Raw genomic sequence first — 13,984 nt, forward strand, 5'->3', positions numbered from 1 at the left:
GGCGCGCGCTATAGCGCCACAGCATGACCCGCTCCAACCCGCCTTTTTCGACACGGACATGCCGTTACGGCACTGCGGCCATACAGCACGCCGCGGCGTTGATCCGCGCGGGTCAGACGGTCGCGATCCCCACCGAGACGGTTTATGGTCTGGCCGCAGATGCGACCGATTCGGCAGCGGTCGCGCGTATCTACGAGGCCAAGGGACGGCCGAGCTTCAATCCTCTGATCGTGCACGTTCCCGATCTAGCCACCGCCCGGCTTTACGCGCGCTTCGACGATACGGCGCTGGCGCTGGCGGCCGCCTTCTGGCCCGGCCCGCTGACCCTGGTCCTGCCGCGCACCGAGCACAGTCCGATCGCATCTCTGGCGACGGCGGGACTCGACACGATCGCGATCCGCTGCCCCGCACACGAAGCGATGCGCGCATTGCTGATCGCAAGCGGACGCCCCTTGGCGGCGCCATCCGCCAACGCCAGCGGCCGGATCAGCCCCACCCGCGCTGAACATGTGCTGGCCAGCCTCGACGGCCGTATTCCGCTGGTCATCGATGGCGGGCCGACCGGTCAAGGCGTGGAATCAACTATCGCCGCGCCATCCGGCTCCGTCATACGCCTGCTCCGCCCCGGCCCCATAACGCCGGAGCAATTGACCGCCGCCACCGGCCTCCCCGTGGAGACCGTGATCGGCGGCGCCATCGAAGCGCCGGGGCAGATGACCAGTCATTATGCACCCTCCAAGCCCCTGCGGCTGAACGCCACCGACGCCCGTCCCGGCGAATGGCTGATCGGCTTCGGCAATGTCGCGGGGGATGTTTCGCTGTCGGTCTCCAGCGATCTGGCGGAGGCTGCGGCCAATCTGTTCGATCTGCTGCACCGGGCCGATGCCGGTGGGACGGCGTCGATCGCCGTGGCCCCCGTGCCCGATAACGGCCTCGGCATCGCGATCAATGACCGGCTGATGCGAGCTGCGGCTTAAGGGCCGACGAAAAACGCCCCACCCCCGGCCCCTCCCGGAAGGCGGGAGGGGTGAAGAAAGGCCCGATCCGACTTTCCTCCATGCCTCGTTGGAGGGGCTGCCGTGACAACTGCTTCTTCCCCTCGCCCAGGCCCGATCACGACAACCTTATTTGACAATTTCGGACTTGGCTCGACCCGGCCAGAAGCGCACACTCTCGCCTGCCGGGCGAAATCCGGCAACGCCAAGGGGAGGATGACATGACGATCGTTCAACGGGGGCTCGCCGAATTTCTCGGCACATTCTGGCTTGTTTTCGGCGGGTGCGGCAGCGCGGTTCTGGCCGCCGCCTTTCCCGAACTCGGCATCGGTTTCGCAGGCGTATCGCTCGCCTTCGGCCTGACCGTGCTCACCATGGCCTATAGCATCGGCCATATCTCGGGCTGTCACCTCAATCCCGCCGTCACCTTCGGGCTGTGGGCGGGCGGCCGCTTTTCGGGCAAGGATATTCCGGCCTATGTGATCGCACAGACGGTGGGCGCGATCGCCGCCGCCCTCATGCTCTATGTGATCGCCAGCGGCGGGCCGGGCTTCGATCTGGCGGGCGGCCTGGCCTCCAATGGCTATGGCGATCATTCGCCCGGCCAATACGGCCTTCAATCCGCCTTTCTGATCGAACTCGTGCTGACCTTTTTCTTTCTGCTGGTCATCATGGGATCGACGGACACGCGTGCGCCTGCGGGCTTCGCGCCGATCGCGATCGGCCTGTGCCTCACGCTCATTCACCTGATCAGCATCCCGGTGACCAACACCTCGGTCAATCCGGCGCGCTCCACCGGCCCTGCGCTCATCGTCGGCGGTTGGGCGATCGGTCAGCTCTGGCTGTTCTGGATCGCACCCATCGCCGGCGGGATATTGGGCGGGCTGGTCTATAAAGCGCTGGGTGCCGATGGATCGAAGCGCCCGCCGGTCGAGGGTGCGGCGCTTTAACAGGGAAACAGTGCCACCCCCGGCCCCTCCCGAAAGGCCGGGAGGGGTGAAGAAAGGCTTGATCAAACTCCCCTCCCGGCCTTTCGGGAGGGGCTGGGGGTGGGCCTTCTTCTAAAACCTAAGCCCCCTCAACCCGCTCATAACGCGGAGACAGCAGATGCACCGCCAGCAGCGCCAGGAAATAGGCGCTTCCGGCGACCGCGAAGAGCGGCGTATAGGTGCCGAAGCTGTCGAGAATGAAGCCGGCATATTTCGCCATCATCATCCCGCCGACCGCGCCGATCGTGCCGCCGATGCCGATCACCGAACCCACCGCCGCGCGCGGGAAGATATCAGATGGCAAAGTGTAGAGATTGGCCGAAAACGCCTGATGCGCTGCGGTCGCAATGCCGATCACCAATACGGCCAGCCACAGATTATCGATAGTCTGTGCAAAGAAGATCGGCGTCACTGCAAAGGCGCAGACCAGCATCGTCATCTTGCGCGCGTAATTGACCGAACGGCCGGCCTTCATTAGCTTTGAAGACATCCAGCCGCCCGCCACGCTGCCCACGTCCGACAGCAGATAGATCGCCACCAGCGGCGGGCCGAAACTCAGCAGATCCAGGCCATAGCGCGTGCCGAGATAGCCCGGCAGCCAGAAGAGAAAGAACCACCAGATCGGATCGATGAAGAATTTGCCCAGCGCATAAGCCCAGGTTTCCTTGATCGTAAGCAATTTCTTCCAGGGGATGGGCACGATCGAATCCACCGGATCCTGCTCGATCCAGGCCAGTTCGCCGGCCGTGACCTTCTTATGCTCACGCGGGCTGCGATACATCACCCACCAGGCGATGAGCCAGGCGAACGCGCCGACGCCCGTGATGACAAAGGCCATGCGCCAGCCATAATGGACCACCAGCACGGGGATCAGCAGCGGCGTGATGATCGCGCCCACATTCGCACCCGCATTGAACAGGCCGATGGCGAAGGCGCGCTCCTTGGCAGGAAACCAGTCCGTCACCGCCTTGATGCCGGCGGGAAAATTGCCCGATTCACCAATGCCCAGGCCGAAGCGCGCCATCGCGAATTGCGTGACGGAATAAGCGCCGCCATGCGCGATATGAGCAAGCTGCCAGATGACGAAAGCCACAGAATAGCCGATCCGCGCGCCCAACACGTCCACGATCCGGCCAAAGCCGATATAGCCGATGGCATAGGCCGCCTGAAACCAGAAGATCACATTGGCGAAATCGGTCTCGGTCCAGCCGAGTTCGGCCGAAAGCGTCGGCTTCAAAACGCCGATCATCTGCCGATCGATATAATTGATCACCGTGGCGGCAAACAAAAGCCCCACGATTACCCAGCGATAGCGCCCGGCGCGCGACGCCGCTGCGTCTATGCCCGCAGCCTTCTCTCCAGCCATCCCGCGTCTCCCATCGTCTTTATGATCTATTGGCCCCAGCGGCGGCAGAGATCGTGCAATGCACCGCATAGCTGCTTCCGAAGCGTGCTTCCACCGCCGCACCCACGTTCACCGGATGAACCCCGGTGATCGCCCCCGTCGACACCCATTGACCGGCCTGCAGGGCATTACCCCGCGACGCCATCATTTCCAGCAAAAAGCGCACCGCCCCGAAAGGGCCATCGGGCAGGCCCGCCGCCGTGCCCGTGCCCGCGACGACGCCGTCGATCAGCAATGACACCGGCCAGCCTTCGCAATCCGCGACCTCTTCGGAAGGCACTGGGGCACCGATGACCAGTCCATTGTTATTGCCGAAATCCGAGATGGTGACCGCGGGGCCATGATCATTGATCCCCGGAAAGGGAGAACTGGCGATTTCTATGCCGACATGCACCGCGTCGATCATCGCCGCCGCTTCCTCCAGCGTGTAGCTGAGCTTCGCCGGATCGGGATCACGCGCAATACGCAGCAGCAATTCCGCCTCGGCCGCACCAAATCCGTCCCGGAAAATCGGCATTGATACCGGTGTCTGCGGATCGGCCGAAACGATGCTCGCGTTAAAGATCGGCCCGGCCAGCCGATTGCTGCCATAATGGGCATCGAGCGGCGGCATGATCCGGCCGACTTTCCATCCGCCGATCCCGTCCGATGTCATGGCAATGGCGCAATCCTGCACCAGATAGGCGGATTCAAGCGCTTCCGGGATGGTGCCTGGATAACTCGGCAACCCTTGCGCATCCCGCCGCGCAGACACGAAAGCCTCTGCGATCCGTTCATGCTCCCGCTGATCTTGCGAACCTTCCACCCCGGGTCTCTCCAATTTTGCTGCGCATTTCCGCGTTTCGCGATGCTTAGTGGAAACCGGTGTCATAAACAAGACGCGAGTGCAATGGCCGTTTCTCCAGATCGCCTTGGCATCGCAGGAGCGCGCCGGATTGGCGCAGCCCCCGATCCGCGCTATGCACGCATCAATGAAGAAAACCAGCCAGCCGACGATCAACGATGTCGCCCATGTATCGGGCGTCTCCAAAAAGACCGTCAGCCGCGTCATCAACAATTCGCCGCTGCTGAATGACGATACGCGCCAGCGTGTTCTGGGGGTAATCAAGGACTTGGGTTTCGTACCCAATCCGCAGGCGCGCGCGCTCGCGCTGCGCCGCAATTTCCTGATCGGGCTGGTGCATGACAATCCCAATGCGCAGATGGTGCTCAATGTGCAGCAGGGCATATTGGAGGCGATCCGCGACACCGAATTCGAACTGGTGGTGCGCCCGGTCAATCGCGGGGCACCCAGTATGCTGGAGGATGTCCGCCATTTTCTTGAGCGGCAGCGGCTGTTCGGCGTCGTGCTGCTGCCGCCCGTGTCCGAGAATGATTCGCTGGCGCAGCTTTGCGACGAAATTGGCTGCCGTTATGTGCGCATGGGATCGGCCAAGCTGGACGACGACGAGCATATGGTCGCTTCCAACGATCGCGAGGCGGTGCGCGAAGCAACGCAATATCTGATCGACGAGGGGCATAAGAGGATCGCGTGGATCTCCGGCCCGCATGGCTTCCGCTCGGCGCGGGAACGCCGCCTGGGATTCGAAGACGCGCTGGGCGCGGCGAAAATTCCGCTGCACCGCTCGATGGTCGCCGATGGCAATTATACGTTCGACACCGGCGTGCTCGCCGCTGAACGCCTGCTCGATCTATCCCCCCGCCCCACCGCGATCTTCGCCGCCAATGACGAGATGGCGACGGGTGTGCTCTACGCGGCGCGGCAGCGCGGACTGGATGTGCCGCGCGATCTCTCGATCCTGGGCTTCGATGACACGCCCACCGCGGGGCATATCTGGCCGCCACTGACCACGGTGCGCTGGCCGATCGTCTCGATGGCCCGCGCCGCCGCGATGAAATTGCTTGCCGGTGTCGGCGACGGCGGGGAAGCCGTAACCGAGCCGAGCATGTTCCTGTCCACACTGATTCGTCGCGCATCGGTGGCGCGACCGATGGATTAGCGCACCCACAACTTTATCCGACGCACCATCAACCGTTTGTCCCGAGCGTAGTCGAGGGAGGTGGGTGAAGCGACAGACGTCCCTCGACTACGCTCGGGACAAACGGTTCAAAAAGTCTCACCTATTCCCCCAGCGCCTGCTCGATTGCGCGCACCAGCGCCGGATCCTCCGGCGCGATATCCGGAGCGAAGCGCGCCACTACGTCGCCATCCCGCCCGATCAGGAATTTTTCGAAATTCCACAGCACTTCCGGCTCCGGATTGGGCGTGATGCCATAGCCCTTGAGCTTTTCGCGCATCCCGCCTTCGGCCGCGCTCACGGCATCGGGCTGCGCTTCGATCAATGCCGCGTAAAGCGGATGCTTGTCCGCGCCGGCCACGCTGATCTTGGCGAACATGGGGAAATCCACATCATAAGTGAGCTGGCAAAAATCGGCGATTTCCGCGTCGCTGCCAGGCTCCTGCCCCATGAAATTGTTCGCCGGAAACCCCAGCACCGAAAAGCCCCGGTCACGATAGCTGCGATACAGCTTTTCAAGCCCTTCATATTGCGGGGTCAGACCGCATTTCGACGCGACATTGACGACCAGCCGCACCTGCCCGTCATAATCGCGCAACGCCGCATCATCGCCCGCGATCGTGCGGACTGGAATATCCTGCAATGCCGTCATTTTTCTTGCTCCTCAAAATACGCGGATTTTGATAGCAGGGGTGATATCGGCTCGCCAGTCCTCCGGTCATATGTCCGGACGCGGGTTGAATCTTGGGCTGACACCGGTTACCAAGCCACTAACGAGTCCGCGCACAGGACAAGGGGAGCGATGACAAGGCCATTAATTCTTGATCCGGACAGGCTTTTCCCGGCAGACCCGGGCACGCGCGCCATTGCGCGTGCGCTTTACGCCGATATCGCCGCACTGCCGATCGTCAGCCCGCATGGCCATACCGATCCGACATGGTTCGCTTATGATGCGCCGTGGGACAATGCGACCGATCTGCTGCTCGCGCCCGATCACTATCTCTATCGTATGCTCTTCAGCCAGGGCATCCCGCTCGATGCGCTGGGTGTGCCCGATCGGAATGGACCACCCGCGACCGATCCCCGCGCGGCCTGGAAGCTGTTCGCGGCGAACCAGCATCTGTTCCGCGGCACCCCGTCGCGCATCTGGCTCGATCATGTGCTGTCGGTGGTGTTCGGACTCGATGTCGCGCTTGATGCGGACAGCGCGGACACGATTTTCGACGCGATCGGCGAAAAGCTCGCGACCCCCGCCTTCCGGCCGCGCGCCTTGTTTGACCGGTTCAACATCGAATTGCTCGCCACCACGGAAGGCGCGCATGAAGATCTCGATCATCACGCCGCGATCCGCGCGTCCGGCTGGAACCGGCGTGTGGTCACCACATACCGTCCCGATGCGGTGATTGATCCCGAGCATCAGGATTTCGCCACCGCCATGGCGCGTTTCGCCGCATTGACCGGAGAGGATGTCTATGACTGGCGCGGCTATCTGGCCGCGCATCGCAAGCGTCGCGCCGATTTCCGCGCCGCGGGCGCCACCGCCACCGATCACGGCCATCCCACCGCCGCCACAGCAAACCTCTCCGCCGGTGAAAGCGAGCGGCTGTTCCGCCAGATCGTGACCGGAAACTGGTCCCCCGCCGACGCCGAACTGTTCCGCGCGCAGATGCTGACCGAACTGGCGGCGATGAGCGTCGAAGATGGCATGGTGATGCAGATCCATCCCGGATCCTGCCGCAATCATAATGAGGCGCTGCACGCGAGCCACGGGCGCGACAAGGGCGCGGATATCCCGACCCGCACCGATTATGTCCATGCGCTCAAGCCCCTGCTCGACAAGTTCGGCAATGAGCCGCGCCTGTCGATCATTCTCTTCACGCTGGACGAGAGCAGCTATGCGCGCGAACTCGCGCCGCTGGCGGGCCATTATCCCTGCCTCAAGCTCGGCCCCTCCTGGTGGTTTCATGACAGCCCCGAAGGGATGCGCCGCTTCCGCGAAATGACCACCGAGACGGCGGGCTTCTACAACACCGTGGGCTTCAATGACGACACCCGCGCCTTTCTCTCCATTCCCGCGCGCCACGATGTCGCGCGGCGGATCGATTGCGGTTTCCTCGCCCGTTTGGTCGCGGAACACCGCTTGGCCGATTGGGAAGCCGCCGAACTCGCCCACCAACTTACCTACGGCCTCGTCAAGAAAGCCTATAAGCTCGACGATCCCGCTTTTTCGCCCGCCGCACTGGCCGCCTGATCCATTTTCCAAACGGAGTATCCCATGTTCGATCGCACCTATTACGCCACCCACCCGGACATGATGGAGGTCGTCTCCAATGACGAACTGCGTGACCGCTATCTGATCGGCGGCCTTTTCCGCTCCGGTGAGTGCGTGCTCAACTACACCCATGCCGATCGCTTCGTGATCGGCGGCGTCGCTGTGGACAGCGCCCCCGTGACGCTGCCCGCGCAAAGCGAGCCCCCCTCGGCGGCCGGCCATCCCTTCCTCGAACGCCGCGAACTGGCCGTCGTCAATGTCGGCGCTGTCGAAGGCACCGTGACCGTCGATGGCGAAGTCTTCACGATGGGCAATAAGGATTGCCTCTATGTGACGATGGGTGCCAAGGATGTGCAGTTCGCTGGTGCGGGCGCGCGTTTTTATCTGGCCTCCTGCCCCGCGCACAAGGCGTTCACCACAAGGCTGGTCTCGGTCGCCGACGCCACTGCGCTTGAGCGCGGCAGCCTCGAGGAATCCAACGAGCGCACCATCTATCAGATGGTCATCCCCGGCATTTGCGACAGCGCACAGCTCGTCATGGGCCTCACCGTTCTCAAGCCCGGTTCGGTGTGGAACACGATGCCCCCGCACATCCATGAGCGCCGCTCGGAAATCTATTTCTACTTCGAGCTCGATGGCCCGAACGATCGCGTGTTCCATTATATGGGTGAAGGCGAAGCGATGCGGCATATCGTGATGGCGAATGAGGAAGCCGTGATCTCCCCGCCCTGGTCGGTCCACATGGGCTCGGGCACCAAGGCCTATGCATTCATCTGGGCGATGGCGGGCGAAAATCAGGATTATACCGATATGAACGTGCTGGATATCTGCCAGTTGCAGTAATCGGTAAAAGACACCGTTTGTCCCGAGCGTAGTCGAGGGACGCATGTCACGCACACCAGATCCCTCGACTTCGCTGGGGACAAACGGAGATTTTATGACCACCCCCTTCGATCTCACCGGCAAGGTCGCCATCGTCACCGGCGCGAACACCGGCATCGGCCAGGGCATTGCGCTCTCGCTCGCCGCCGCCGGTGCGGATGTGGCGGTGGTCAGCCGGTCGCCCGCGGATGAAACTGTCGCCAAGATCCGCTCGATGGGCCGCAAGGCGGAGATCATCAGCGCCGATCTCTCCTCCATAGAGCCAATCGATCGCGTGATTGCAGAGACGCTGGACAAGCTGGGTCGCCTCGATATCCTCGTCAACAATGCGGGCATCATCCGCCGCAATGACAGCGTGGATTTCACCGAGGAGGATTGGGACGCCGTGATCGACACCAATCTCAAATCGCTCTTCTTCATGTGTCAGGCCGCGGGCCGGCACATGATCGCGAATTATGCGCAGGGCGGGGGCAGCGGCAAGATCATCAACATCGCCTCGATGCTCACCTTCCAGGGCGGCATCCGCGTCCCGAGCTACACCGCCTCCAAATCGGGCGTGGGCGGCATCACCAAGCTGCTGGCCAACGAATGGGGGGCCAAGGGAGTCAATGTGAACGCGATCGCGCCGGGCTATGTCGCCACCAACAACACGGCTGCGCTTCAGGCCGATGAAGCGCGCAACAAATCCATCCTCGATCGCATCCCGGCGGGTCGCTGGGGGCGTGCGGAGGATATGGGGGGTGCCGCGGTATTCCTCGCTTCTTCCGCCGCCGATTATGTCCATGGGCATATCCTGGCGGTGGACGGCGGCTGGCTCGCGCGCTGATGACGCGCACCGCTTTCTTCGGCGAACTGTTGCTGCGGCTCACCGCGCCGGGCCGCGAATTGCTGCTCCAGACCGGCAAGCTCGACGTGCATGTCGGCGGGGCGGAGGCCAATGTCGCGGTCGGGCTTGCCAGTCTCGGCCATGTCACGAAGATGATCAGCGCCGTGCCGGACAATGCGCTGGGCAATGCGGCATTCTCTGCCTTGCGCGGCCACGGTGTCGATTGCAACGCGGTGCAGGTGCGTCCCGGTCGCATGGGACTCTATTTCCTCACGCCCGGCGCGGGCCTGCGCGCCTCCGAAGTGGTGTATGACCGCGCTTACTCCAGCTTCGCCGAAGCGCCTGCGGATGCCTATGACTGGGAAGCGCTGCTCGACGGGATGGACCGGCTCCATCTTTCGGGCATCACCCCCGCACTCGGCCCCGCCACCGCCGCCGCCGCAATCGCCGCTGCGCAAACCGCAAAATCCATGGGACTCTCGGTCTCGTTCGACGGCAATTACCGCGCCCGCCTGTGGGAAGCATGGGACAGTGATCCCAAGGCGGTGCTGACCCAGCTCGTCGGCCTGTCCGATATCCTGTTCGGCAATCATCAGGATGTGTCGCTGCTGCTCGGCGAGACCTTTCACGGAGACGGCCCAGAGCGCCGCCGCGAGGCCGCCGAGGCCGCCTTCGCGCATTTCCCCAATCTCAGGCTGATCGCCTCCACCGCGCGCCATACCGAGGATGCCGATCGTCACCGCATCGCCGCGCGGATCGATACGCCGACCAGCCAGCATCAGACCGACGAGGTCGCCGTCTCGGGCATCGTCGACCGGATCGGCGCGGGCGATGCCTTTGCCGCGGGCGTGCTGCACGGGCTAAACATCGGCGCCGATCTCGACTGGACCGTGCGCTCCGGGCTCGCGCTCACCTGCCTGAAACACAGCCTCCCCGGCGACGCCAGCCTGTTCGGCCCCGCCGATATCGAGGCGTTCCTTGGCGGCGCGCTCGATGTGCGGCGCTGACTCGATCCAAACTCCCCTCCCGGCCTTCCGGGAGGGGCCGGGGGTGGGCCTTTCTGTCTCCAAGAAGAAGTGTCACCCCCCGCCCATCCACGAAGGCGTGAAGGGGAGTCACATCGCGCCGGACGATCTGACATGATCCCGCTCACTATCTCCCGCCGCGCGGTCGTGGCCGGCACCCTCGCCCTGCCCGCGCTGCTTCATGCCGCACCCGTGTCGGCACAGGTTTCCGCCCCCGCCGGGCGCTATCGCGGGCTGATCGAGGGCGGTGTGCAGGTCTATCGCGGCATCCGCTATGGCGAGGATACCCGCCCCGCCCGCTTCCGCGCACCGACCGCGCCCAGGCCGGTGCGGACCGTGCAGGATGCCACGGCCTTCGCCGCATCCTGCCCGCAGAATAGCGACGAATATTTGCCCGCCAGCGAGGATTGCCTGTTCCTCAACATCTGGACGCCCGGCGCGGGCGCACGCGCGAAACGCCCGGTGATGGTCTATATCCATGGCGGCGCTTATACGACCGGAAGCGTGGTCGATCCGCGCAATGACGGGCGCAATCTGGCCGCGCATGGCGATGTCGTGGTGGTCACGGTCAATCACCGGCTGAACGCATTCGGCTATCTCTATCTCGCGCGGCTCGATCCGCGTTTCGCCGACAGCGGCAATGCGGGGCAGCTCGATCTGATTCTCGCCCTCCAGTGGATCCGCGCCAATATCGGCAGCTTCGGCGGTGATCCCGATTGCGTGATGGTGTTCGGGCAATCGGGCGGCGGGGCGAAGATCGCGACGATGATGGGGATGCCCGCCGCCAAAGGACTGTTCCACAAGGGCATCACGATGAGCGGGCAGCAGGTCACCGCCTCTGGCCCGGTCAACGCCAGTAAGCGCACGGCCGCCTATCTGGCAAAGCTCGGCGTCTCCGCGAGCGACCTCTCGCCATTGCTGACCCTGCCGACGGAAAAGCTGACCGAGGCGCTTGCCGCTGAAGATCCGATCTTGGGCGGCGGCGTCTATTTCGGTCCTGTGCTCGATATGAAATGGCTTACCCGCCATCCCTTCTGGCCCGATCCCAATCCGCAATCCAATGCGATCCCGATGATGCTGGGCAATACGCGCGACGAGACCCGCGCCTTCATCGATCCCAATGGCGTGAAATTGCAGGGATTGAACTGGGACAATCTCGCCGCGCGCATGGTGCCCGAACTCCGCACCGACCTTTTGCCCGAGTGGATCGTGGATCAATATCGCGGTCATTTTCCGGACTGGTCACCCGAACGCATCTTTTATGCCGCGACCACGGCGGGACGAAGCTGGCCCGGTCAAGTGATTGAGGCCGATGCGCGCGCCGCCGCCGGAGCGGGCGCGACCTGGGTCTATCAGCTCGATTATCAATCCCCGGTGAAGCCCGAGCGCGGTGCCCCGCACGGCGCTGACATCCGCCTGGCGTTCGGCAATCTGGAAGGCGCGGAGTCGCTCACCGGCACCGGCCCCGATGCGCAGCGCCTCAGCCGCCAGATGATGGACGCGTTCCTGGCCTTCACGCGCACGGGTAATCCCAATCATGCAGGCCTGCCGCATTGGCCGGCCTATACCGTGCCGGAGCGCGCGACGATGGTGTTCGATGCGCCATCCCGCGCGGTGAACGATCCGCGGCAGTGGGAGCGGGAATTGTTCGCAAAAGTGCCCTATATCCAGCCGGGAAGCTGATTGACCGATCCTGGGTCAGTGAGACCAATTCCGCTTGTGTCGAGCGCAGTCGAGACACATGGGGCTAAAACCCAGCCTCCCTCGACTGCGCTCGGGACAAACGGTTCAAGTTACTTCTTTTCCACCACCGGATAGGAAATGATAAGACTCAACGGTTCCGTCCCCATTTGCCGGATCCCCACGTTCGCACCGTCATAGAGATAGGCCGCCATACCCGGCTTGAGTGTCGCTTTCACGCCGTCGGAGATCACCTCCCCCTCGCCCGCCAGCACATAATAGACCTCGTCATGCGCGATCACATGTTCGCCGATCGCCGCACCCACATGGAGCACGCGCTTGCGGAATTCCATCTTGCGGCCAGGCACACCGTCACTGATGCGATAGGCCGTGCTCATCCCGATCTGCCCATGCGGCGGCGGTTCGTCGCGCACGGTGTCGCGCTCGTCGACCAATACCATCGGCGGCGCGGCGGCCAGCATCAAAGCCAGTGCGATCATTTCCGCATCGCCTTGTCGCGATCGGAGAGATGCTCCTGGATCGGCCCCTTCTGCCCCGGATAGAGACCCGATTTCGGCTCCATCGTATCCAAGTTCCAGTCCGCCTCCACAAAGGGCGCGCGCGCTTCCTTGAACACCGGATAGCCGCCCACGGTCTTTTCATCGTCGATGATCTCGCCGCGCCCTTCGGCCACGAAGAAGAGCACGCGGATATCATTGTCGTCGCGGTCCCATGGGCGCGCGCCGGCATGGCCCAGCACATGCGTTTCCACATCGCGCGACCGCAGCACGTCCAGTCCGGCGGGCCACACCACGGGCTTTTTCGCCTCGATCAGCTTTGCGCGCGTCTCGCCATAGCGACCGAACATCGGCAGCGCCTTGCCATGCTGGTCCACCGCGATGTTATCCTTGCCAAAATAGCGCAGATCGCCGTCGCCGCCGAGCATCAGGAAGGGCAGTCCTTCGTCGGTGGAAGGCCCGCCGCGCATCACATTCCCTACAGCAGATAGCTCACCCGTCTGATAGGGCTGGCCCGCCCATTCCAGCGCCATCAGATTATAATGCACCGCGCGCTTGCCCGGATCATAGATCACATTGTTGACCAGCGCCGCCTGGACGCCGCCCTTCAGCAGCGGGCTGCGCTCCACGTTATGCGCATAGATATTGCGATAGATAAGAATGCCGGTCGCATTGTCGTGGATCAACGACCCCTTGCTATGTTCGCCCTTGGGATGGCTGCCATTGGCGATGCCTTCGGCCAGGAGGTTGTAGGAAAAGGTGATGTCGTGCGATGTGCCCTGGCGCCATTCCGCCACCGTCTTGCCGGTGAAGCGCGGACCGGAGGCGGAGAGATTCTCGTCGAGCGCCCAGGTCATCGTGCAGTGATCGACAATCACATTATAGGCGCCGATCGTGGAAAAGGCGTCCGCCTCCCATCCGCTCAATTTCGCCTGGCCGTCCACACCGGTACGAATGCGGATGTGCCGCACGATCACGTCATGCGCACGCAGATCGATGCCGCCGCGGATGATCGTGATGCCGGGGCTGGGCGCGGTCTGCCCCGCGATCGTCAGATAGGGTTCGGTGATGTTGAGCGAGGTCCGCCCCAGATCGATCACGCCCGCCACTTCGAACACCACGATGCGCGGCCCCTTGGCCTCAACAGCGGCGCGAAAGCTGCCCGGCCCGTCCGCCTTCAGATTGGTCACCCGGATGATCCGCCCGCCGCGCCCGCCCTGCGTCTGCGCGGCCCAGCCCACCGCCCCGGGAAACGCCTTGGTTGGCTGAACGCCCTGCGCCGCGGGCTGTGCTGCCGCCGCAATGGGGGTCAAGCCAAGCAATGCGGCGCAGAAAAGCAACGATGGGCGCATATCTTCATCCTCTCATCGTGCC

General features: G+C 63.5%; 13 protein-coding genes. 8 read left to right on the forward strand and 5 right to left on the reverse strand.

The genetic code is table 11. From position 1 onward, the window contains the following. The first annotated feature begins 23 nt into the window (after nt 1-23). Entirely contained in the window at nt 24-977 is a 954-nt protein-coding gene (locus FHS49_RS06435) for an L-threonylcarbamoyladenylate synthase (protein ID WP_184016527.1), read from the forward strand. A gap of 239 nt (nt 978-1,216) precedes the next feature. Continuing rightward, complete coding sequence (gene aqpZ / locus FHS49_RS06440; RefSeq protein WP_184016529.1) at nt 1,217-1,945, forward strand: aquaporin Z; 729 nt, start codon at nt 1,217-1,219, stop codon at nt 1,943-1,945. A gap of 118 nt (nt 1,946-2,063) precedes the next feature. On the opposite strand, the gene FHS49_RS06445 is transcribed toward aqpZ, so the two are convergent. After that, nucleotides 2,064-3,350: an MFS transporter gene (locus FHS49_RS06445; protein ID WP_184016531.1), complete on the reverse strand. Its 1,287-nt coding sequence runs from the start codon at nt 3,348-3,350 to the stop codon at nt 2,064-2,066. Nucleotides 3,351-3,369: 19 nt separating this feature from the next. Continuing rightward, on the reverse strand, nt 3,370-4,194 hold the full coding sequence (locus tag FHS49_RS06450; protein ID WP_184016533.1) for a 2-keto-4-pentenoate hydratase: 825 nt from the start codon (nt 4,192-4,194) through the stop codon (nt 3,370-3,372). 166 nt (nt 4,195-4,360) lie between these two features. Between FHS49_RS06450 and FHS49_RS06455 the strand changes: the two genes are divergently transcribed. Then, the gene (locus tag FHS49_RS06455) at nt 4,361-5,389 is read left to right on the forward strand and encodes a LacI family DNA-binding transcriptional regulator (protein ID WP_184016535.1); all 1,029 of its coding nucleotides are present in this window, start codon (nt 4,361-4,363) and stop codon (nt 5,387-5,389) included. Between the two features lie 121 nt (nt 5,390-5,510). Here FHS49_RS06455 and FHS49_RS06460 read toward each other — a convergent pair whose 3' ends face one another. After that, on the reverse strand, nt 5,511-6,059 hold the full coding sequence (locus tag FHS49_RS06460) for a glutathione peroxidase (RefSeq protein WP_184016537.1): 549 nt from the start codon (nt 6,057-6,059) through the stop codon (nt 5,511-5,513). A 150-nt stretch (nt 6,060-6,209) separates the two neighbouring features. Here FHS49_RS06460 and uxaC point away from each other — a divergent pair, with 150 nt between their 5' ends. From uxaC to FHS49_RS06485, 5 genes are all read left to right on the forward strand, one after another. Then, on the forward strand, nt 6,210-7,658 hold the full coding sequence (gene uxaC, locus FHS49_RS06465) for a glucuronate isomerase (RefSeq protein ID WP_184016539.1): 1,449 nt from the start codon (nt 6,210-6,212) through the stop codon (nt 7,656-7,658). A gap of 24 nt (nt 7,659-7,682) precedes the next feature. Further along, on the forward strand, nt 7,683-8,522 hold the full coding sequence (gene kduI / locus FHS49_RS06470) for a 5-dehydro-4-deoxy-D-glucuronate isomerase (protein ID WP_184016541.1): 840 nt from the start codon (nt 7,683-7,685) through the stop codon (nt 8,520-8,522). A 94-nt stretch (nt 8,523-8,616) separates the two neighbouring features. Beyond that, nucleotides 8,617-9,387 (forward strand): 2-dehydro-3-deoxy-D-gluconate 5-dehydrogenase KduD, encoded by a 771-nt coding sequence (kduD, locus tag FHS49_RS06475; protein WP_184016543.1) that lies wholly within the window; start codon nt 8,617-8,619, stop codon nt 9,385-9,387. Further along, complete coding sequence (locus FHS49_RS06480; RefSeq protein WP_184016545.1) at nt 9,387-10,394, forward strand: sugar kinase; 1,008 nt, start codon at nt 9,387-9,389, stop codon at nt 10,392-10,394. The genes kduD and FHS49_RS06480 overlap by 1 nt, the downstream gene beginning before the upstream one ends. A gap of 132 nt (nt 10,395-10,526) precedes the next feature. Continuing rightward, a complete protein-coding gene (locus FHS49_RS06485) occupies nt 10,527-12,095 on the forward strand; it encodes a carboxylesterase/lipase family protein (protein ID WP_184016547.1) in 1,569 nt (522 codons plus the stop codon). 110 nt (nt 12,096-12,205) lie between these two features. On the opposite strand, the gene FHS49_RS06490 is transcribed toward FHS49_RS06485, so the two are convergent. Further along, a complete protein-coding gene (locus FHS49_RS06490; protein ID WP_184016549.1) occupies nt 12,206-12,592 on the reverse strand; it encodes a cupin domain-containing protein in 387 nt (128 codons plus the stop codon). Continuing rightward, complete coding sequence (locus FHS49_RS06495; protein WP_246350410.1) at nt 12,589-13,962, reverse strand: pectate lyase family protein; 1,374 nt, start codon at nt 13,960-13,962, stop codon at nt 12,589-12,591. Before FHS49_RS06495 ends, FHS49_RS06490 begins: the two co-directional genes overlap by 4 nt. Nucleotides 13,963-13,984: the final 22 nt, after the last annotated feature.

Origin of the sequence: Sphingobium boeckii (assembly GCF_014199215.1) — a bacterium.
Lineage (GTDB): Bacteria > Pseudomonadota > Alphaproteobacteria > Sphingomonadales > Sphingomonadaceae > Sphingobium_A > Sphingobium_A boeckii.